This is a genomic window from Bacteroidales bacterium, from assembly GCA_035647615.1.
Classification (GTDB): domain Bacteria; phylum Bacteroidota; class Bacteroidia; order Bacteroidales; family 4484-276; genus SABY01.
In genome coordinates this window covers 83,688-106,010 of the sequence record DASRND010000034.1, presented here as the reverse complement: position 1 = coordinate 106,010, position 22,323 = coordinate 83,688, and the positions used below count along the sequence as shown (strand labels likewise).

The following is a 22,323-nucleotide window of genomic DNA, read 5'->3' as shown; positions in this document are numbered from 1 at the left end:
CAACAAAATCAATGAGACTACCGACATTTATGCCGTGGGAATTACCTTTTACGAATTGCTAACCGGCAACCCTCCCTTTGATGCCACCAACGAGTTTGATATCCTTAAAAAACAGGTGGATGAACCTTTGCCGGAAAACCCTTCCATACCTCTAAATATTTTTGAGTTGATAAAAAGAGCTACTAACAAAAAACAGGAGAATCGCTATGCATCCGTTGGTGAATTGAAAAAAGCACTGGCTACTGTTTTAATTAAATCGGCTATTCCTGATAAGCAAGTAAACAAAAAATTTAATGATAACATAATTAAAGTATTCTTGATAGTTTTATTTATGATCATTGGAATTTATGGTGTTAAAACGCTGATTTTAGAAACCAATGAAAAACCAAACCAAAGCATTACCCTTGAAAAAGAGAGTTATGTGGATTACGTCATCGAAATGATTTTTGTAAAAGGCGGCACCTTTACCATGGGCTGCACCAGCGAACAAAGCGATTGCGGTTATGACGAAAAGCCAACCCATAAGGTTACCGTGAGCGACTTTCAGATCGGGAAATATCAGGTTACCCAAAAGCAGTGGCGGGAGGTAATGGGCAGTGATCCTGCCGACTTACGTTTTAAAGGCTGCGATAATTGCCCGGTTGAAAATGTAAGCTGGAACGATGTGCAGGAATTCATTAAGCAACTAAATCAAAAAACAGGCAAGAAGTACCGCCTGCCTACTGAAGCCGAATGGGAATATGCCGCCCGAGGTGGGGCTTCGACAAGCTCAGCCACCGGTGCAACCAAATATGCCGGCAGCAACAACATTGATGAGGTGGCATGGTACACTGATAATAGTAACAGCAAAACTCACCCTGTAGGTATGAAGAAGCCTAACGAACTGGGCATATACGATATGAGTGGCAACGTGAATGAGTGGTGTAGCGACTGGTATGGTAGTTACAATAGCGGTAGCCAGATCAATCCTCAGGGGCCTATTACAGGAGATTGCCGAGTTGTCATTGGTGGTTCGTGGGGCAGCAATTATCGGTACTGCCGCGTTGCTTTTCGCAACTGGGACTTTCCTGTCAAGAAAAGTAGCTACGATGGTTTTCGCCTTGCCCGGAACTAACTATAAACCTTTTTGCTATGAAAAATGCTAATTACACTTTTATGATTTCCATCGACGATTATCATGAGGCTAAACAAATAATTCGTCCTAATTTTTTTAATCATTAATATCAACAAAAACTGAACAAATGAAAAACATTCTTCTCACTGGTAAAAATGGCTCCTACTCATTCGATCCCCGCGATCCGCAATCGAGGATAGCAGATGGCGGGATGGGTGTGGTGTACTCCGGCCAAAATGCCGAAACCGGACAAAAGGTAGCCATTAAAGTGGTTTATCGTGAACTGGCACGCGATGAGGCAAATGTGGAAAGAGCGCGTCGCGAAGCAGCCATCAACATTGAATATCCTAACCTGATAAGGATGCACGATTTTATCGAGAAAGATGGCATCTACCATATCGTGAGCGAATTTCTTGAAGGGCAAAATCTGGACGAATTCATCAAACAAAATCCTAAAGTGGAAACTGAATACGCCGTAAGAATCATCAGCGATGTTCTCAATGGGTTGGAGGTTTTACATTCAAATAAGCCTACGATTATTCACCGCGACATCAAGCCCTCCAATATCTTTCTTTGTTCCGATGGTACAGTGAAACTCATGGACTTTGGCATTGCACGGATTACAGGCGGTGCACGCAAATCGTTGACGGGCTTGGGCACCGTGGTGGGTTCGCCCCACTACTCCCCGCCGGAGCAAGTGCGTGGCGAAATTGACAAAATCGACCAAACCACCGACATTTATGCTCTGGGGATCACCTTCTACGAATTGCTTACCGGCAATCCTCCCTTTGATGCCACCAACGAGTTTGATATCCTTAAAAAACAGGTGGACGAACCTTTGCCGGAAAATGAAAATATCGATGCCCCCTTATTTGGAATAATCAAAAAAGCAACCGAGAAGAAACAAATTGACAGATATCAAAATGTTTTGGAGATCAAAAAAGAAATCTCAAAATACATTCGGAAAATTGATGAGGAGAAAAAAAGGCCAATCGTAAAAAATCAGCATTGGAAATCGGTGGCAATAATCTTCATTATTCTTAATTCCTTACTATTTTTTCTATACATATTTTTTCAGGAAAACCCTGAAAAGATACATGATTTTGCCTATGGTGCATTTAGATGGTATTGGGAAATAGAAGATTCGAGAGATTGGGCTAATGAAAAGTTTATCGAGAAAAACCTTCAATATGAAAAACTACAGGCTGATTTTGAAAATTTAAAGAATAATGATGTATACAAAGCATCATTTAACTCTATTTCTAATTTTCCATCATCACTACTTGGTAGTTGGTATACCAATGCTACTGAGATATGGAATGTTTATATTACGTGGGATAAGTCTTACGTAACAGTTATGAACGGAAATAAAAACTACCAAGTTGAATTAGCTTTCCAAAATATAGAATTTCAATCGCTTTACAAGTTTATTACCAGAAAAGATAATCATTATTATTCGATTGACATAAAAATTGAATCTCCTACTTTTATGCTCTTCTCAAAATCCAAAGCATTTGACACATCCAAAGAAGCAAGTGAATACATTCCAATTAACTTTACAGGGCACCATAAATAATAGAACCGGTTATGAAATATAAAACACACCTACAAACGCACATCGGAGGACGAAAAGAAAATCAGGATTACCACACCAGTCAAACCACAAAATTTGGGGATCTTGTTATTGTTTGCGATGGCATGGGCGGGCACAAGGGAGGTGCTGTTGCCTCAAAACTTGCCGCTACCATCATTGCCGAGGAGATGAATCCGTCCAAATCAGAAGATCCGGTAAACGCACTTTTTAATTCTATTTACAAGGCAAACTTTGAAATATTCAGGCGAGGCGTTCAAAACCCCGAGCTGAAAGGAATGGGCACAACACTTACCTGCCTGCTGGTAACGACAGAAAAAGCATATTCATGCCATATCGGCGACAGCAGGATTTACCAGCTTAGGAATGGTAAAATTATTTTCAAAACAAATGATCATTCAAAGGTTTTTGAACTCGTAAAGCGGGGTATTATCAACGAAGAACAAGCAAGAACACATCCTGACAGCAACATTATCGAAAGAGCAATGGGTATTTCGCCTGTTGTAGATGTAGAATTACACGAGCTGAGTTATCTCCAGGGTGATCGCTTTTTACTCTGCACCGACGGAATTCATGGTTTACTATCTGATGATGAAATTGTAAATATAATAAGCCCGAACAACGTTGAGGATGCAACTGAAAAATTAATTGATGTAGCCAATCAAAAAGGAATCGACTCAGGTGGAGGCCATGATAACATGACCGCAGCAATAATTGAGATGGATGAAAATTCCGGCAGTCCTGTTGCAGTTTTAAATAAAAAGAAGAGCCTAATGAAGACCATGTTGTTTCCGGGAGCTTTGCTGATTATTGTAATAATGTTGTTTTTCCTGAACGAAACCTTTAGAATTGAACCTGTAAGAGTTCAGAATAATAGTTTACGAGATTCGATTCATCATTTAAAAGATGGAATAAGAAATTTAGAGACCACAATGGATTCAGCAACAAAGCAAAAAGATGAACCTAATGTGGATACAACAAGGAAAAAACCTGCCCCTGTAACCGAAAGTCAAAAAGAGCCAGCAGATGGAAAATTAAAAGAAGTGCCATCAAAGAATGACAGCTTAAGCCCGAAAAAGTCTTTCAATAATATTAAACCCAAAAATAAAAACAATGGAACAGGTGGGAAAAAATAGAAAGCCTTTAAGAATTCTCATAGCATTAATTTTATTGGCCTGCATGGCTGACTTTACATTTGCTATCGAACGTCCGGATTTTTTAAAAGCAGTTGCCGAAAACAAAATTACGCCAATAATAGAAGGGAATAGTTTGTTGGGCAGCGCATACGGAGAGATTGTTGAAATAAGTATTCAAAATGAAACCGCAGAAACTATTGAAACAGTTTTGGAGAAAGGGACTATTTTGGAATCAAAAAATCCAGCTACGCAGGACTTGGTTGTTTCAAAAGATCTCCCGCTTCGCGTTGGTCCACATGAGTTTTTAGACCCTCCGGTAAGTGTCTTTTGTATTGAAATCAACAAAAATGCCCCTTCAATACTCGACTTTTATAAAAAGCCCACTCGCAAAGCAACCGGAGATTTATTAAAATTGGTAAATTACATAGACAACAAGCAACTTCATGATAACCGGGCTGCTCAAATAGCTGTTTGGTCAATTTCAGATAAACTTACAAAAAATAAAGCTATAAGTCTTGAGTATGGATCGGAAGCAGATGCGGGTTTGGCTCAAAGAATTTTAAATGACTGCAACATCCAAAATTCGTTTACAAGCAATGGTGATGATAACATACCTCTGTATTTTATTGGTGTAATTCTGTATCTCATTCTCGTCATTTTCATATTAAGGTATTTAAACAAAATAATTTGAAACAATGAAGTATCTCTTTTTGCTTGTCTTTTTGTCGTTTGTAATATCATTTGATGGTTTGTGTCAAAGCAGTTTGATAAAAGCAGCTCAGCAATATGAGAAAGAGGGTAATTATAAAGAAGCGATAAGGTATTACGGGGAAGTTTACAAACGGAAGCAAAATGGCACTGAGGAATCACTTTACAAGTTGGGAGAAATTTACTCATTATTAAACGACCCGAATGCTGATTTCTACCTTGAGGAGTATTTAAAATCTTATGGTAATGGAGAATTTGTGGATTATGCATATTACTGGTTGGGTAATAATTTGCTGTGGTGTGATAATCCTGATTACAACAATGCTATTCGAAATTTTAAAAGTGTTATTTCAATTTCAAAAAAAACCGATTTAAAACTAAAATCACTTTTTTGTTTAGGCGAGTGTTATTTAAATTCGCGGCAATGGGATAAAGCAAAATCATCCTTTCAAGGAATAATTGATTCCCCGGCAATAGAAGCTAATTGGTACTACCTAATTAAAAACAATGCCGTTAATAAAATTTCTACAATTGATGAACAAGCAGCAGATAATTACTATTCTGAAGGGTTGATCGCAATGGAATCGGGTGACTACCAAAAGGCGTATGATCTTTTTTATAAAGTTATTGGTGATAAAACAAACAAACAATACAAGAGCTCGATCCTGAAAGCTGCTTCCTGTAAATTCCAAATAAAAGAATACAACGAGGTGATAAGGCTACTCAAAAACAGTAACTATAATGATCTTACCGATCGGTTGACATACAATCACCTGTATGCATTTTCATTACTCAGGAAAGCCAACCCGGACTACAAGAATGCCATTAATCCATTACATCAGATAGAAGTAAATAAGAAACAAGGTATCGATTATCTTAATTTAGTGTACTATAATCTTGGATTATGCTATGAAAAGACCGGCGATACAAGGGAGGCTATTTACTGGTACAATCGTTTTACTATTAATTTTCCAGATGATTCAAATATCAATAAAGCTAAAAAGGCCATTGAAAGATTACAGAATAAAATCGAAAGCGATAAAATTTTTAGCTTTGGGAATTTCTACACTTATTCTAAGAGGGTGACAGATGATACATTAACATTGGTAATCAATGAATTATTAGCCGATTGCTATCTACAACAAAATGGCAATCCGGGAGTGATTTTTGTTCCAGTGAATATTGATAACGTTAAAGTTGGCCAAGCTGTAGTAGTTATCCTTAAACAGACACCTTTCATGGATAGTAGAATTGCATACTTACAGGTAGATACGGAAATACCCAGAAGTAGCCTGAATGTTTTTAAACCTGTTATTCAGATTTGTGTATCCCAGGACTACCATTGTTGCATCCGAGGTGAAAACCAGGTTTTAAAAAAAGAAATAACAGGGATTTGGGGGGAGGGTTTTACAGGATTTATAAAATATGATAAATCCATGCACTTTGAGTTTCTCATTGAATCTTTAGGCCGCTCCTTTAAAAGTAACTTTGGTGAGTACAAAAAAGAAAGCGCACTTCAAATAGGAATTATTTTGGGAAACAGTCAGAACCTTGCAACAGATTTGATAAACAATGCCAAAGCGAAAAGCTCAAACATTCTTTATATTTCAGGTTTAGGGGTCGAATAGTAATTGTGGTTTTTTTTGAAGTGCAAATCGTCATAGTTTTCCTTAAAACAGAAAGTGTTTCTCATTACCGCATCCTTGCTTATAGCTCATCACCAGCCTAAAAAGTATGGTTGTGTGAGATGTCAGGGATTCAAAATGGATACCACCAAAAATCACTAAACCAAATTTTGCCTTAAAAAAAGTACTACCGACGATCTGTACGAAGTTTCCGCACAGACCACCGTTAGCTCCGCAGAAACCCTTTATGAAAACAGAATACAGGCATACCCTGAATTCATTACTGAAGCATCGAAAGAAAATCTGGATGAGGCTGTAAAACCGGATGGGCTTAACTGGTAATTTACGAGCTGGTATTCTTTAAGCAAACATCTCCTGGTTTATAAAATTTTCGAAGAGCTAAAGATTGTGGGAGTGCTATGATAGTGGACACATTATGAATTAGCTCTGTATGAAAAAATCATCTAACTTTGCACAAAACATACATCATGGAAACAACATTCAGATTTAAAGCATCCGATTTAAATGAGCAATTCATCATTGCCTTGAAAACGCTTTTTAAAGATCAAGAGATAGAAATATCTGTCAGGGAATTTACGGACGTAACGGAACAATTGTTAAATCAACCTGAGAATGAAGCCTTCCTTACAACAGCAATTGAAGAACTAAATAGCAAAAAGAACCTGGTGAAAGTCAATGGCGATGATTATGATTCGTTAATTGGTGAACTTACAAAAAAATGAAAAGGTCTCATTTATATCCAATCCTCTGCTGGTTTTATTAATTGAACTTAAATGGATAAATATCCGTAGAGCCAATCTTAGCCAGCCGCCGCTCCACTCATAAAAATTTGTAGCTCATTCCTTTTATCGATACAGCCTAAAAAGGTGGATTGTATGGCTGCATTTTTAAAAATAAAGATTTGTATTTGAAATTTTCTCTTCTAAAAGACAGAAATTAAAAGGTTCTCCAAAATCCCAAAAATCAGGTATTTAAACGCTCGTAAAGCACGCAGTGCCATATCCTGTGTGGGTTGTCGTTTGGATGTTTTTCGTGGAAAGCGTATCTTTGCAGCGACATTTTTGCCGGGGGTAGAGCAGAATGAAGTGTGAGGCCGCCAGACGCGCGCATAGAAATCGTTACTACCCATGGCTCATTTCTTTTCGGGCGCTCCGGGCGCCTGCCAGGTCAGATGCCTCCGCATGTATTATTTCAAAAAAAACAGATTTCGATGATCAATACCAATAATCCACGCGAAACGATAGGGATGAAGGCCCAGCGAGTGCTGCAGCGCCTGCTGAGTGAGCATCCTGCTATTGGCGCCATCTTTAGCCAGGCACCATCGCCCGATGGGGCTGCACAGGCGCTGCGCCGACACGCTTACGAGTTTCTCAGCAACCGCAAGATAGCACTTGCTTTTTTTAATCGGGAGGAAACTTCCCGGCAGGCCTACCGAAAGCTAACCTGGCGCGACTTTGGCGCCATACGGATCCTCGATTATATCGACAATACCGGACGCCGGTTCGACGACCTGAACCTCCACGGCGACGTTATTATCAACCGTCCTTTCGACGCACTGTGGCAGGCTATAAAAAATGGCCGTGGCGGCGGCAGCGAAGATTATTTCAGAGATATGCTGCACCTGTTTCGTCAGTTTAGCGGAACCACCCAACGGCAGCTTCCCGAAAAAGACCAACTCGACATCTGGATGGAAAGGCATCCGTCGGGGCTGGACAAAGAGATGATGGAGATACGGCGCCAAAACCGCGAACGTATTCTCCGTGTCATCATCAGCAGGATAGCGCAGGGAATTGTAAAAAGTGAGCGCTACAAATTCGACGAAGGCATGAGCGCCGAACAAAAGATGGAACGCGCGCTGCAATGGTGGGATACCAGCCATTTCCATCTCAAATTTGCTGTCAGAACGCCCGAGTTGCTCAACGAGATGCTCGACGACTCGCTCGATGCTGCTACCATGAAGAAATTGCGACAAGCACAGCAAAACGGGATTCCCATTTTTGTAAACCCTTATTATCTATCACTGCTTAATGTGGATACCTCCGATTTTGCCGCTGGTACCGACCAGGTGCTCCGCGATTATGTGTTTGTGAGCCAGGATTTGATAGATGAATTCGGACAGATTGTGGCTTGGGAAAAAGAAGATATTGTGCAGCCTGGCGAACCCAACGCCGCCGGCTGGCTGCTTCCTTCGCGTCATAATATCCACCGCCGTTATCCCGAAGTGGCCATCCTCATCCCCGACACTGTGGGCCGCGCCTGTGGCGGATTGTGTGTTTCGTGTCAGCGCATGTACGATTTTCAGAGTGGCCGTCTCAACTTCGACCTCGACAAGCTCAAACCCAAAGAAAAATGGCCGGAGAAGTTGCGCGGCCTGCTCGACTATTTCGAAAACGACGCACAACTGCGCGACATCCTCATCACCGGTGGCGATGCGCTGATGAGCGCCGACAAAAGCATCAGGCTGCTGCTCGACAGCGTTTACGATATGGCTTGTCGCAAAATAGAGGCAAACAAAAAGCGTCCGCAGGGCGAAAAATACGCCGAGATGATACGCATCCGGCTGGGCACGCGCCTGCCGATTTACATACCGCAGCGTGTTACGCCCGAACTCACCGCCATCCTCGCCGAATTTAAAGCCAAAGCCTCGCGCATTGGCTTTACGCAATTTGTGATACAAACGCATTTTGTCAGCGCCATGGAGATCACCCCCGAGGTGAAACAAGCCATCGCCCGGCTGCTCTCGGCAGGTTGGATCGTTACCAACCAGCAGGTTTTTACCACAGCGGCGTCCGTTCGCGGACACACCTCCAAGTTGCGCAAGACGCTCAATGACATTGGTGTGCTTACCTATTACACCTTTACGGTAAAAGGATACCAGGAGAATAAATCCAACTTTGCCACCAATGCCCGCGCTGTGCAGGAACAGATAGAAGAGAAGAGTTTTGGTGAAATACCTTTTGAATATTATGATGTAATCGCCGACTTTCCATTGCAGGCCGAGCAGATGGTAAGCAAGATTGATGAGCTGCGGCGTCAGGAGAATCTTCCATTTTTGGGCACCGACCGCAACGTGCTCAACATGCCAGGCGTAGGCAAAAGCCTGCGGTTTCGTACCATCGGCATCACCGCCAACGGACGCCGCATCTTGGAGTTCGACCACGACAAAAACCGTCGCCACAGTCCCATCATCCATCAGATGGGGCGCGTGGTAATCATCGAGAGTAAGTCGATGTGGCAATATTTGCAGCAGCTCGAAACGCTTGGCGAAGACCTAGCCGAATACGAAAATCTCTGGGGCTACAGCCTCGGCATTACCGAGCCGCGCATCCCTGTGTACGAATATCCAAAATATGACTTTGGAACTACAGAGGAGTTTACCAATTTCGACATCAGCAAGAATCAGTAAAAAATACGATCTTCGTAGGACATTAAAAAGAAAATTTAAAAAATATGATAGCTTTTAATAATTACGAACATCCCTACGAAGCCATTACCGAAAGGGCTTTGGCAATTACCAGCAAAACAGTTTCTGGCGCCGGACGTGCTGCAGCACTCAAAACTATCCTGAGCTGCATCGATCTTACCTCGCTGGAAGGCACCGACACTAGTGTTAAGATTTTTTCGATGTGCGAACATGCGCACAGCTTTTCCAAGCAGAATTCCGGACTTCCTGATGTTGCCGCAGTGTGTTTTTACATGCCCTTTGTGGCGCAGGCACGCAAGCAACTCGAAGGTACCGGCGTAAAAGTGGCAACCGTGGCGGGAGGCTTTCCGCACGGGCAGGCGCCTACAGAAATAAAACGTGCCGAGGTGGAGTATGCCGTGAAGGCCGGTGCCCACGAAGTGGACGTGGTGATAGACCGAGGATACATGCTGGCCAACAAATGCAATGAGATGCAGACACAGCTCGAAGCCATGCGCAAGGCAGCCGGCAAGGCTACCCTCAAAGTAATTCTGGAAACAGGTGAACTGGAGACCGTTTATAAAATCCGACGCGCTAGCGAGATAGCCCTCAATGCCGGTGCCGACTTCTTGAAAACTTCCACTGGGAAAACCAAGCCGACAGCTACACTGCAAGCCGTGCTCATTATGCTCGACACCATCAAAGAGTTTTATGAAAAAACCGGTAGAATGGTCGGCATAAAACCATCGGGTGGCATTGCCGATCCTGATGATGCCATCAAATATTACCTTTTGGTAAAAGAAATCCTGGGCGATGCCTGGCTCGATAAAAAATATTTCCGCATTGGCGCCAGCCGCCTGGCCGACAAAGTAGCAGCAGAGATAAAAGGGTAGAGAAAATTATTGTTTTCCTGTCTGACCCCAAACGGTTAATCACTATTAATAAAGTGCAAAGCGCTTTGTTACCAATCGGCGCCATGAATCAAAGCTCCAATTGGGCACCATCGTTTTATCATAGAATTAAGATTTATAAAAATAAAAACAATGCTCACCAACGAAGATAAAAAGACCAATCCGGAAGTTTCGGTACAACCAGAAGAAATCATCCAAAGCATCGACAATTATGGCTCGGAAGGTTTTGAGATAAACCTTCATCACCAGTCCGGAAATTTTACCGGAGCCAGCGCACGGAAGGGCACGCTCAATACACATGGCTTGATCTCCCCGAAAGCAGCTCAGGGTTTTGATTATCTCAACGACCGTTCGCGCATTGTTCGTCCATTGCTGCGACGCAGCGGGCAGTTAGAGGAGGTGTCGTGGGAAGAGGCTTTTCGCATTATCACCGAACGTATCCGCGCTGTCGATCCCGACGAAAATGCTTTTTATTCCGGTGCCCGGCTTACCTGCGAAGAAATTTACATGGTGCAGAAACTGACCCGGGCTGGCGCCGGCACCAACAACGTCAACTGTTTCCATTACATGGGACGCGGCATTGGTTATGGCCACAACGCCAGCCACTGCGCACCGTTGTGCGCTATCGATACCGCCGGGGATATTTTTATTATCGGCAGCAAACTGCAGGAGGATCATCCAATTCTTGGTCAGCTTATCGCTAAAAGGCGAAGCGAGGGCAATGCGTCCGTTCAGTTTGTCACCACTGCGCCTGATTTGTTAAACGACAAAATAGCCGATCAGGTTTTTACCATCACAAGCTACTACTGGTTTTTGCGTGCAGCAAATTATTTTCTCCTTTCGGGAAATTTGCTCAATGAGAAGAGGCTGCGGCAGAAAATTGAAAACTATGACGAATACAAAGCTGCTGTGATGCAGGAGGATTTCGATGAGCTTTTCGCAAAGTCAGGCATTTGCTGCATTGATCAGTTGGCCGCTTTCGCTAAATCTTTTTGCAGTCAGCCGGAGGTTTTGTTGATTTGTTCCGAAAAAGAACTTTCGTCGAACAGTTGCCTGGAAATTGCAAATATGACCTTGCTGGCTAACGCCGGAGCTGCTGCTGATTCGTTGCAACCCCGTCGTTACCTAGCGCTCAAAGAAAAAAATAATGCGCAGGGTGTTATCGAAATGGGAGGCTGCCATAAAGTGGCGCCCGGTTTCCTGCCTTACGATGCTCCCGGCGTGGTGGAACATCTGGAGGAATTGTGGAATGTAAAAAATCTGCCACGCGAAATCCTGAGCCCATACAAGTTACTGGATCAGGGGTTGCTGAAAAATATCTTTGTTTTTGGAGAAGACACGGTGGGGTGTGCCGTCGATAAACCAAGAGTTGATCATTGGTTGAATCAGGTTGAGTTTTTGATGGTGCAGGATTATTTTATTACCGATACCGCCGCCCGCGCCGATCTGGTGTTGCCGGCCTCATTGCCTTTCGAAACTGGCGGAACCTACATCAATACGCATAAGGTACGGCAAACCATCGAAGTGCAGAGAAAGTCGGTGCCGATTAAAAATTCATTGCAACAACTTGCCACGCTGCTGCGTAATTTGGGTGTGAATACCACCGACAGCCATCACCAAATTATGCAAGAAGCCAATCAGCTTATGCCTGACCCGCAACAGCAGACGTCACCAAATTTGCAATTTACCCGGCGCGACAACATGAACCGGATGTTTGATTTTGGCTGCGACATTTTGCACAAAAGAATTGAGGAAATAACTCATTAAATCCAGACGCGAACGCCTAGGCTGCGAATAATCCCGAAGTTGAAGTAAAAAATACCACTGCGGAAGATAGCTGCATGGTTCCGGCAAACAAACTACTTTTGTCCGCTTAACAATCGGAAATGCGCATCATTAAAGCCCATATTTCAATAATTTATTTGCAGACATTTTTCGGGCTGATGCTGATGCTTGCGCTGCCGACAATTTTACATGCTCAGGAAAAACAGTCGCGCTTTATCGACCGGCTTAGTATCGAAAGTAAAATTAATTACGGTTTTATCATACTGCATCATCCGGAGATGTGGGCGCTTACCGATGGTTACTTCCCGATTGTTGAAGCCAGCCTGCTGCTGCAAACCGATGGACGCCGCAATAGTCAATATCAGCGTCATTATCCGCAAATTGGTCTCACCTATTTTTATTCTGATTTTGGTGGCTCCGAACCCTTGGGAGTGATGCATGCATTGGTTCCAAACATGCGGCTGCCGCTGCTGCGCCGCGATAAAATCCAGATAACTTTCGGCGTAGGGCTGGGTGTTGCTTATCTTACCAAAAAATTCGACCGGATAGAAAATTATCAAAACCTTACCATTGGATCGCATTACAATGCAGCCGTAAATTTCCAGCTTAAAACCACCCTTCGACTTAATTCACAGCTTCGCGTCAGCGCAGGTATTTCGATGACACATGTTTCCAACGGCACCATCAAAACGCCCAATTATGGCCTGAACATGCCCGCACTTTTTGCAGGGCTGGAATATAAAATCACTCGTCGCCCTATTATCTTTGTGAAGCCTGAACAAATTAAAAAAATGAGAGGAAAAGTGAATGTGCGTATTGGTGCCGCCATGGCGCTGAAAGAAAACAATGATGTGTGGGACAAAGAGTTTCGGGTGTATATTGGGCAGGTGAGTGTGGGTGGCTATTACAACAACACCAACCGGCTGCTGCTCGACGTGGATGCTGTTTACGACGAATCGACGAAATACGCCATGGAAGCCGATGGTGTGCCGGTGGATAAATATGAAGATGTGGTTAAAGGAGGCATTAGCCTGGGACATGAGTGGACGTTCGACAGACTTTCGTTGTTGATGAATCTGGGCGTGTATCTTTACAATGCCGAATACACCGACGAACAGTTTTACAACAAGCTGGGCGTTGGTTATCGCTTTACCCGATACACTTATGCTTCGGTAACATTGCAGGCCCATTGGGCCAAAGCGGAGTTTCTGAGTTTTGGCCTGGGCATTATTATTTAAAACAATGAATTTTTTAAGCTCTAAAATGAAAAGAGTAATTCACATAGGTATTTTCACTTGCGTAATGTTGGTGTTGCTGCTATTGGTGGGATGTCAGGATACTTTCAATGAATGTCTTAAAGGAAAAGGAGCTACGGTAACCGAACGCATCGGCTTGTATCCTTTTGGTAATGTGGTGGTGTACGACAATCTGGAGCTTACCCTTGCGCAAGGCAACGAGTACATGGTGCAGATCACCGCAGGCGAAAACATTATTCCGATGCTGGGTATTAATATTGAAAATAATACGCTTTTACTGAGCAACGAGAGTTCGTGTCTCCTGCTCACAGATCCCTGGAAGCCCATTAAAGTGGTTGTTACGGCGCCGCAGTTTGATACGCTCACTATACGATCGCATGCCGGCGTTTACACCCAGTTACCGATTAAGCAGGACAAGTTTTCGATTCGTTTGAACAAGAGCGTTGCTAAGGTAGAAGTGGAGGTGGATTGCGAAAAGTTAGCCATCGAATACTTCGACGGTACTGCCGACGTAACCATCCGTGGACGAGCTTACCGAGCGAACTGCTACCACGCCGGTGTTGGCCGACTTGACCTCACGCAGCTTCATTCTGTTTACATGAATATGGGCGCAGAAAGTCGCAACGACTGCCGTGTGCGGGGCGGCGACGAGTATTTTTTTGTCTCCCTTCGCGACATTGGCAATGTATATTATACCAACGACCCGCAGCACATCGAGCTTTTCCTCGAGAGCAGCGGGCAGTTGATAAAATCTAATGAATAAAAGTTTTAATACGCTTTCGCGAAAATAACGCGTTGCTCGCTGGGCTGTCCGCTAAAGATGCACGTGCCCGCCTCTTTTTTGTTGTCGAGCGGGATGGTGCGGATGGTCGCCTTGGTTTCTTCTTTTATTTTTAATTCCGTTTCGGTGGTGCCATCCCAGTGTGCCAGCACAAAGCCGCCTTTTTCTACCTGTTCTTTAAAATCATCCCAGGTATCTACTTTAAAAGTATTCTCTTCGCGGAAAACAAGCGCCTTGCGATAGAGGTTGTCCTGGATATTGTCGAGCAGATGCAGGATTTTATTTTCAATATCGGTGATCTGGTACGTCTCTTTTTCGAGTGTATCGCGGCGGGCTACCTCTACGGTTCCGTTCTCCAGGTCGCGCGGGCCAATGGCCAGACGCACCGGTACACCTTTAAATTCGTACTCCGAAAATTTCCACCCTGGCTTATAGATGGTGCGGTCGTCGTACTTTACAGAAATGCCTTTGTCTTGGAGTGCTTTTTTTATCGCATTGGCCTTTTCGGAAATTGCCGCCAGTTGGTCGCTATTTTTATAAATAGGAACAATGGCCACCTGGATGGGCGCCAGTTTTGGTGGCAGCACCAGGCCATGATCGTCGGAATGGGCCATAATTAAAGCGCCCATCAGCCGCGTGGAAACACCCCATGAGGTGGCCCACACATATTCCAATTTATTTTCTTTATTGAGAAACTTGACATCAAAAGCGCGGGCAAAATTTTGTCCTAGGAAATGGGATGTGCCTGCCTGCAAGGCTTTTCCATCCTGCATCAACGCTTCGATACAGTAGGTGTCCACAGCTCCGGCAAATTTTTCGTTGGCCGACTTCAATCCTTTGTGCACCGGCAGCGCCATCCATTTTTCGGCAAATTCGGTATACACATTCATCATCTTTAAAGTTTCTTCGACAGCTTCTTCCTCGGTCTCGTGCGCGGTGTGCCCTTCCTGCCAAAGAAATTCGGTGGTACGTAAAAACAGACGGGTGCGCATTTCCCACCGAACCACGTTGGCCCATTGGTTGATGAGCAACGGCAGGTCGCGGTACGACTGTATCCAGTTGCGGTAAGTGTCCCAGATGATGGTTTCGCTGGTTGGACGGATGATGAGTTCCTCATCAAGGCGTGCATCTTCATCAACAACTACGCTTTTTCCGTCTTCTGAATTTTTGAGGCGGTAATGCGTTACTACTGCACACTCTTTTGCAAAGCCTTCGACGTGAGCGGCTTCTTTGCTAAAAAATGATTTTGGAATAAATAGTGGGAAATAGGCGTTTTGATGGCCGGTAGCTTTAAACATCTTGTCGAGCTGAGCCTGTATTTTCTCCCAGATAGCGTAGCCATGGGGCTTGATGACCATGCAGCCGCGAACGGCTGAGTTTTCGGCCAGATCTGCTTTAATCACAAGATCGTTGTACCATTGTGCGTAGTTTTCTTCCCGCGTCGGAAAATCTTTTGCCATAGTGTTTTTTGGTATAGTTTTTGGAATTTTTAGTTCAAATTTAAGCGATGCAAAAGTATAAAAATATAATTTCAAAACATACATCACAACTAACCAGCCATAAGGAGGGACTTAGAATGAAAAATTTAATTTATTTGGCAATCGTACTGTTTGCAGTTACTTCGTGTACTGCCACCTACGAAACAGCCGCAGTTTACGACGACGTTTACTACACCCCCGCCAGGGATAAAAAAGTGGTAAGTCAGTCCACTACAAAAACCACACGCACCATTCATAATGGCACTGCTGCCAGCGATTCCTATTCCTATTCGTCGCAGCCGGAGTCAGCAGTGGTGGACAACAGCGAGCAAAAATCGTATCAATACGACGATGATGCCGCTCCCGCTGCTTCCAACAATGAATACTATTATGTGGAGGAAACAGAAGAATATTATGATTACGATTATGCCACCCGCATCAATCGTTTCCAAAACAACTACGGTAATTTTGGCTACTATGCTCCGGTTTACGGTGGCTATCCTTACTATGGTTCCGGGCTTTCGTTTAGTTACGGCATGGGGTTTCCTTCGTCGTACTTTTCGATGGGCTTCGGCTGGGGATGGGGCGGCGGATATTATGATCCATGGTATTCTCCCTGGTATTCGCCGTGGTACGGTGGTGGCTCTTACTGGATGGGCTACAACCAGGGATATTGGAATGGATACTACGCTGGTGGCGGATATTACCCCGGTGGTGGTGGATATTACCCTGGCGGCGGCGGAGAGGGTGTCTACCCCGAACGTTATTATGGTCCGCGCGACTCGCGTGGTAGCTCTCTAATCGGAAGCAGTGAAGCTCGTGGCTCGCGTATCAGCAACACTGGTGATGGTGAGAATAAAAGCAGTGTTTCGCCTAGTCGCGAAAGCAGAATTAATGGTGCCGCTGGAACTAAAGCAGCCGGCACCACAACCCCCGCTGTCAGTGAACGCGGTTCGCGGATTATAACTCCCGCAGGCACCTCAGCCGAAACTACTGAAAGGGTTACCCGTACTGAAAAGATGACAAAACCCGAAAGTGGAACTCCGGGCACAGCACGTTCGAGCCGCCAGCCGGTGATGGACAATGAGGTGCAGCAAAAATATGTTAAGCCGCAAACTCAGCCGGTAGTTACCCAACAACGTGACGTTCGTCAGCAGCAAAACGTGCAGCCTGCTACCCGCGAAAATGCTCAGCCACAGCGTACCACCGAGCGTAACGATACTTACACGCGTACAAAACGCTATGCCAAGCCGGCCACAGAGTCACTCTCCAACAGTCGTGCTGCCGAACCGAAGCGTTACACTTCGCCAAGTACTACACGCCCACGCTCGAGCAACGAATACACTGTGCCGAATTCGCGACAGGTAAGGCAATACACTACGCCTACACGTACGACTAACAGTTTTGAGAATCAGGGGCGGAGTTCGCGCAGCGTTGCTCCGACACCCTCGCGCTCTAATACCCAGCAGTCGCCGTCGAACACACGCAGCTACACCAGCCCGTCGCGTTCGTCGGGAAGCTACAGCCAGCCCAGCAGAAGCTATTCGCCACCGGCGCGATCGTCGGGTAGCAGTGTTTCGTCGCCATCACGCTCGTCGGGCAGCAGCTCTGGCAGCAGTAGTGGTAGCAGTAGTGGTAGCTCCTCATCAGGATCAGGACGCAGGGGCAGATAACGACCTTTTTTAATCAATTAATAAGTAAGATTTCATTATGAAAAATTCACCGTTTATCATACTGTTGGTATGTTTGCTGATGGCCACCGGCGCCATGGCACAAAACGAAGAAGATGTGTTGCGCTATTCCACACCACAAATTACCGGTACTGCCCGATACGTGGGAATGGCCGGAGCCTACGGAGCCATCGGAGCCGACTTTTCGTCGATAAGTACCAACCCTGCCGGATTGGGATTGTACAAAAAGTCGGAGTTTACCATAACGCCTTCTATTGTTTTTAATAATGCTGAAAGTGCTTATGGGGGTTCCAAAATGGATGATGGTCGCAATCGGTTTGCTTTGGGAAATGTTGGCATTGTGCTCACAGGGACTCCCGCCAACCGTCTCGACCGTAGTCCGGTAGTGAATTATCAGGCTGCCTTTGGGCTCAACAGGGTCAAAGACTTCAACCAACGTGTTATCATAAAGGGAGTAAATAACCAAAACTCGTTGCTCGATACTTACGTGGAATATGCCGGCAACCAAAATCCGGAATCGCTCAACAGATTTGATACTCGACCGGCATTCGATACCTATCTCATCGATACACTTATTGGCGTAAGCCCGCTTTCTTACGTCAATGCCTACGACTATTTTGGTGGGTTTACCTCTGCATTGCAACAAAAATCCATTGAAACCAAAGGATCGATGAATGAAGTGGTGTTGAGTGGTGGCATAAACCTCAACGATCGGGTTTATCTGGGGCTTACCTTTGGCTTTCCCTATTTCCGCTATGAGCAGATTTCGATTTACAGGGAGTTTAACCAAACCGAAAACCGCGATCTCGACAATTTTAGAGTGCGCGAAAATTTGGAGACCAAAGGCAGTGGCTTTAATATTAAATTTGGAGCCATTGTAAAAGCAACTCCGCAATTGCGTGTGGGAGCAGCCTTTCACACACCTACCTGGTTCAACAACATAACCGACAAATGGAGCACCAGCACACGCTCTGAATTTGCTAACGGTGATAATTACACTGCCGGATCGCCGTTGGGCGAATTTCAATACGATATAAAAACGCCGTGGCGTGTTTCGGCCAGTGCTGCATATTTATTAGGACGCATTGGATTGGTAAGTGCTGATTATGAATATGTGGATTACACCAGTGCACGGTTACGGCCATCAGTTGATTTTTCGGATAAAAACGAACTCATTCGCAACAACTTTACCCAAACACACAACTTTAGAGTGGGTGCTGAATTTTTTGTAGGAGTGATGCAGGTTCGCGGCGGGTATGCCTACCAGATGAGTCCCTTTAGCAGCGATGTGAACGATGGAATGGTGCAAATGGTTTCGGGTGGACTGGGTTATCGTAATGCCGACTTCTTTATTGATGCAGCCCTGGCTTATTCCTTTAGCGACATGACAAACTATCTCTACAGCAGCTATAATTATTCGGCAGCAGCCGACGTAAAATACAGCAATTACAACTTTATGCTCACTTTAGGATTCAGGTTCAATTAACCCTCAGAAATCTGTAATCTGACAGAGGATTACTACCCCTTAAATACTGATTTTGGATTAAAAAAAAAGCGGTACAAATTTGTACCGCTTTTTTTGTGTCTGATATCGACTTATTTTTTGAGGCTGTCGGCCAAATCGTTGTCTACCAGGATGCGTCCGCAATATTCACAAACAATAATTTTTTTGTGCATGCGGATGTCGAGGTGGTGCTGGGGTGGGATTTTGTTAAAACAGCCACCGCAGGCATCCCTTTCTATCGGAACCACTGCCAGGCCATTGCGGGCGTTTGTGCGGATACGGTTGTAAGCAACCACTAGCCTGTCGTCGAAGTTTTTTTTCAGTTCTACCGACTTCTTAAGCAGCGTTTGTTCTTCTTTCTCAGTTTCCTGTACAATATCTTTCAGCTCCGAATTTTTGACACGTAAATCTGTTTCGCGCTCTTTCAACAAAGATTTGGATTCTTTAATCTGCTCATTTTTCAGATCCAGGGTAGTGTTAAATTCTTTGATTCGCTTTTCGGCCAGTTGAATCTCCAGATTTTGAAACTCAGTTTCTTTGCTCAGCGAATCGTACTCGCGGTTGTTGCGCACGTTCATCTGCTGCTCTTCATATTTTTTAATCAGCGTGGTGCTTTCTTTCATCGCGTGTTTCTTCTCAGTTACTTGCTTTTCGTAGCTTTTCACCTCTTCCTGAAACTTTTCGATGCGTGTTTGTAAACCCTCGATTTCGTCTTCCAGATCCTGTACTTCAAGGGGCAGCTCCCCGCGGATAATCCTGATTTTATCAATCTGTGAATCAATCTGCTGGAGGCGGTACAATGTTATCAGTTTCTCTTCGATAGAAATTTCAGGTACTTCAACCTTTTCAGGAGTAGGTTTTTTACTTTCTTTTGCCATGTCGTTATATTCAGTTTTATTTATCTATTCTATAGGTAATTCACCGGATTGCTATTTACTCCGGAAATTTGGACAGCAAAATTAGAATATTTTTCCTTTATGATGTTCATTAATAATTCTTTGGTAAACTGCTCGCTCTCGTAGTGGCCAATGTCAGCAATGAGCATCCGGCCATCAGCTTCAAAGAAGTCGTGATATTTCACATCGCCGGTAATAAATACCTGAGCGCCTGATCTAATGGCCTGGTGTATAAAAAAGCTGCCACTGCCGCCACACACGGCGATGCGCGTTACTTTTTCGTCCACTATGGGCGTGTATCTGATGCCTTCAGCGCCGAAAGCTTTTTTAAGCCTTTTCAGGAATGACATTGTTTCTTCAGGGGCTTCCAACTCTCCAATCATTCCGGCGCCTGTTCCGCCAAAAGAATTTTCGAGTGTATAAATATCGTAGGCTACCTCCTCGTAGGGGTGCGCCTGGAGAAGCGCAGCGACGACAGCATTTTGGCGCGTGACCGGAAAAATAGTTTCAATGCGTTCTTCGGGTTCGTAATGAAGCTCGCCGATAGCACCTACAAATGGATCGGTGTCCTGGCCTGCTCTGAATGAGCCACGACCTGCGGCAGAAAAGCTGCAGCTGTCGTAGTTGCCAATGTGTCCGGCACCGGCAGAAAACAATGCTGCGCGTACCTCGCCTGCAGTGACTGTAGGACAAAAAGTAACCAGCTTGCGCAATTGTTGCGGCATAGGCGCCAATACCCGCGTGTTGCGCAAACCGATGCGATTGGCGATGATCCGGTTCACGCCATCTTTCACGTTATCCAGATTGGTATGTGCGGCATACACGGCGATATTATTCTTGATGCATTTAGTAACTAATCGTCCGACAAATGTGTCGTTGCCGATGCGTTTGATTCCTTTAAAGATCAACGGATGGTGCGCTATGATTAGGTTGCAATGGTTATCGATGGCTTCCTGAACTACGGCGTCCGTTACGTCGAGTGTGATAAGCGCAGCCTGCACCTCGTCGCTTGCATTACCGATTATCAGGCCTGCGTTGTCGTAGGATTCCTGCAACTGCAGCGGAGCAAATTCTTCGATGGCGGCTACGATTTGGGCTATTTTCATCTCAATTAATATTTAAATACAATTTCTTTCATGTCGAAAGTTTTGGTCTCTTCATCCACCGTCATCATCAAATGGCCGTAAGCATCTACGCCTATGATTCGACCGGTGAACTCTTTCTGTCCGGCCTGGTAAGCAGCTGGTTTGTCGTAGTTCAACAATTCACGCAGATATTGTTCATCAATTTTGTAGAAATGATTTGTACGCAGCAGACCGTAAAAATGTTCAAGCGCTTCGAGCAGGCTTTGCAAAACCTGCCGAAGGTCGTGATCTTTGCCGCTGACCATCTTCAGTGAAATGGGATTTGGAATTTCTTTCGAAAAATTTGTTTGATTCACATTTAGCCCCACGCCGGCTACCGTGGCTTCGAGGGTGCTTCCTCTGATGATGTTGCGGGTGAGGATTCCAGCAATTTTCTTTTCACCAACATAAACATCATTTGGCCATTTGATCAAAACCTGGTGTTGGGGAAGCTGCCCGGCGACGCAGTGATGAACGGCCAGTGAAAGTACTTTGTTGAGCATAAACTGCTGATGAGCTGGCAGAAAATCCGGATACAAAATCGTGCTGAGTAACAAATTGCTGCCAGACTCGCTTTCCCAGCCGTTTGTGCCCAGACCTTTCCCATTGTTCTGGTGGTCTGCCAAAACTACCGATCCTTCCGGAGGGCGTTCTTCGGTGTGCCATTTTTCGGCAACAGCATTTGTGGAGTCGAGCGTTGTGTAATGCCTGATGTTATTGAATTGTAAAGAATTTTCCATATGAACATTCCCGCCCTGGGAGAGGTTAAGAATATAACTTGCGAAAGTATCCTTTTAAAAAATCAAACAGGCACCGTTTTTGATTTGATGTCTCCTTTATAGTATGGGCTGCGATGGAAAAACAACAACTGGTAGATGAAAAATAGTACTTTTGCAATGAAAATTTAAATAGTTTAAATGACTGAAAACAAATCGGTAAGCAACACCAGGAATATTTTGGAATCCGTTTTTAAAGGTATCCAGGAAAAAAAAGGTCTCCATATTCTCGACCTGGATCTAAGCGAGATAGATAATGCCGTTACCAATCATTTTGTTATTTGCCATGGCGAGTCAAGCCGGCAGGTGACAGCGATTGCTGAATCTGTTGAGGAATTTGTGCGCAAAGAAACCAGCGAAAAGCCGTGGCATCGCGAGGGCATGCAAAATGCCGAATGGGTTTTATTGGATTATTCCAACGTGGTGGTACACATCTTTAACGAAACTACCCGTAAGTTCTACAACCTCGAAGGCTTATGGGCCGATGCACGCATTAAAGAAATTGAAGCATAATCCGATTTTT

Annotated in this window: 18 protein-coding genes; 14 read left to right on the top strand and 4 right to left on the bottom strand. The window is 44.5% G+C overall.

The annotated features are described in order from the left end of the window. The 11 genes from VFC92_11600 to VFC92_11550 form a co-directional block, all read left to right on the top strand. A partial coding sequence (locus tag VFC92_11600; protein ID HZK08832.1) for an SUMF1/EgtB/PvdO family nonheme iron enzyme occupies positions 1 to 1,114 on the top strand: 1,114 nt, incomplete at its 5' end. 127 nt (positions 1,115 to 1,241) lie between these two features. Next, positions 1,242 to 2,690 carry a serine/threonine-protein kinase gene (locus VFC92_11595; GenBank protein HZK08831.1) on the top strand — a complete coding sequence of 483 codons (1,449 nt, stop codon included), beginning with the start codon at positions 1,242 to 1,244 and terminating at the stop codon, positions 2,688 to 2,690. Positions 2,691 to 2,701: 11 nt separating this feature from the next. Then, the gene (locus VFC92_11590; GenBank protein ID HZK08830.1) at positions 2,702 to 3,841 is read left to right on the top strand and encodes a protein phosphatase 2C domain-containing protein; all 1,140 of its coding nucleotides are present in this window, start codon (positions 2,702 to 2,704) and stop codon (positions 3,839 to 3,841) included. Further along, positions 3,819 to 4,532 carry a hypothetical protein gene (locus tag VFC92_11585; GenBank protein HZK08829.1) on the top strand — a complete coding sequence of 238 codons (714 nt, stop codon included), beginning with the start codon at positions 3,819 to 3,821 and terminating at the stop codon, positions 4,530 to 4,532. The genes VFC92_11590 and VFC92_11585 overlap by 23 nt, the downstream gene beginning before the upstream one ends. 4 nt (positions 4,533 to 4,536) lie before the next feature. Continuing rightward, positions 4,537 to 6,177: a tetratricopeptide repeat protein gene (locus VFC92_11580; protein ID HZK08828.1), complete on the top strand. Its 1,641-nt coding sequence runs from the start codon at positions 4,537 to 4,539 to the stop codon at positions 6,175 to 6,177. Positions 6,178 to 6,662: 485 nt separating this feature from the next. After that, a complete protein-coding gene (locus VFC92_11575) occupies positions 6,663 to 6,917 on the top strand; it encodes a hypothetical protein (protein ID HZK08827.1) in 255 nt (84 codons plus the stop codon). A gap of 488 nt (positions 6,918 to 7,405) precedes the next feature. Beyond that, entirely contained in the window at positions 7,406 to 9,601 is a 2,196-nt protein-coding gene (locus VFC92_11570) for a KamA family protein (protein HZK08826.1), read from the top strand. 44 nt (positions 9,602 to 9,645) lie between these two features. Next, entirely contained in the window at positions 9,646 to 10,491 is an 846-nt protein-coding gene (gene deoC, locus VFC92_11565) for a deoxyribose-phosphate aldolase (protein HZK08825.1), read from the top strand. 150 nt (positions 10,492 to 10,641) lie between these two features. Continuing rightward, positions 10,642 to 12,276 carry a molybdopterin-dependent oxidoreductase gene (locus tag VFC92_11560; GenBank protein ID HZK08824.1) on the top strand — a complete coding sequence of 545 codons (1,635 nt, stop codon included), beginning with the start codon at positions 10,642 to 10,644 and terminating at the stop codon, positions 12,274 to 12,276. A 119-nt stretch (positions 12,277 to 12,395) separates the two neighbouring features. Continuing rightward, complete coding sequence (locus VFC92_11555) at positions 12,396 to 13,532, top strand: acyloxyacyl hydrolase (protein ID HZK08823.1); 1,137 nt, start codon at positions 12,396 to 12,398, stop codon at positions 13,530 to 13,532. A gap of 25 nt (positions 13,533 to 13,557) precedes the next feature. After that, on the top strand, positions 13,558 to 14,313 hold the full coding sequence (locus tag VFC92_11550; protein ID HZK08822.1) for a DUF2807 domain-containing protein: 756 nt from the start codon (positions 13,558 to 13,560) through the stop codon (positions 14,311 to 14,313). A 5-nt stretch (positions 14,314 to 14,318) separates the two neighbouring features. On the opposite strand, the gene proS is transcribed toward VFC92_11550, so the two are convergent. Continuing rightward, a complete protein-coding gene (proS, locus tag VFC92_11545; GenBank protein HZK08821.1) occupies positions 14,319 to 15,791 on the bottom strand; it encodes a proline--tRNA ligase in 1,473 nt (490 codons plus the stop codon). Between the two features lie 134 nt (positions 15,792 to 15,925). Between proS and VFC92_11540 the strand changes: the two genes are divergently transcribed. Then, on the top strand, positions 15,926 to 17,482 hold the full coding sequence (locus VFC92_11540) for a hypothetical protein (GenBank protein ID HZK08820.1): 1,557 nt from the start codon (positions 15,926 to 15,928) through the stop codon (positions 17,480 to 17,482). Between the two features lie 37 nt (positions 17,483 to 17,519). Next, complete coding sequence (locus tag VFC92_11535) at positions 17,520 to 18,986, top strand: hypothetical protein (GenBank protein HZK08819.1); 1,467 nt, start codon at positions 17,520 to 17,522, stop codon at positions 18,984 to 18,986. Between the two features lie 110 nt (positions 18,987 to 19,096). Here the strand turns inward: VFC92_11535 and VFC92_11530 are convergent, their stop codons facing one another. The 3 genes from VFC92_11530 to VFC92_11520 are packed head-to-tail and all read right to left on the bottom strand — an operon-like array spanning position 19,097 to position 21,764. Beyond that, on the bottom strand, positions 19,097 to 19,882 hold the full coding sequence (locus VFC92_11530) for a C4-type zinc ribbon domain-containing protein (protein HZK08818.1): 786 nt from the start codon (positions 19,880 to 19,882) through the stop codon (positions 19,097 to 19,099). A 29-nt stretch (positions 19,883 to 19,911) separates the two neighbouring features. Then, entirely contained in the window at positions 19,912 to 21,006 is a 1,095-nt protein-coding gene (locus tag VFC92_11525; GenBank protein ID HZK08817.1) for a Nif3-like dinuclear metal center hexameric protein, read from the bottom strand. A gap of 5 nt (positions 21,007 to 21,011) precedes the next feature. Beyond that, positions 21,012 to 21,764, bottom strand: a complete 753-nt coding sequence (locus VFC92_11520; GenBank protein HZK08816.1) for a biotin--[acetyl-CoA-carboxylase] ligase — start codon at positions 21,762 to 21,764, stop codon at positions 21,012 to 21,014. A gap of 177 nt (positions 21,765 to 21,941) precedes the next feature. Here VFC92_11520 and rsfS point away from each other — a divergent pair, with 177 nt between their 5' ends. Next, complete coding sequence (gene rsfS, locus VFC92_11515) at positions 21,942 to 22,313, top strand: ribosome silencing factor (protein ID HZK08815.1); 372 nt, start codon at positions 21,942 to 21,944, stop codon at positions 22,311 to 22,313. Positions 22,314 to 22,323 lie beyond the last annotated feature (10 nt).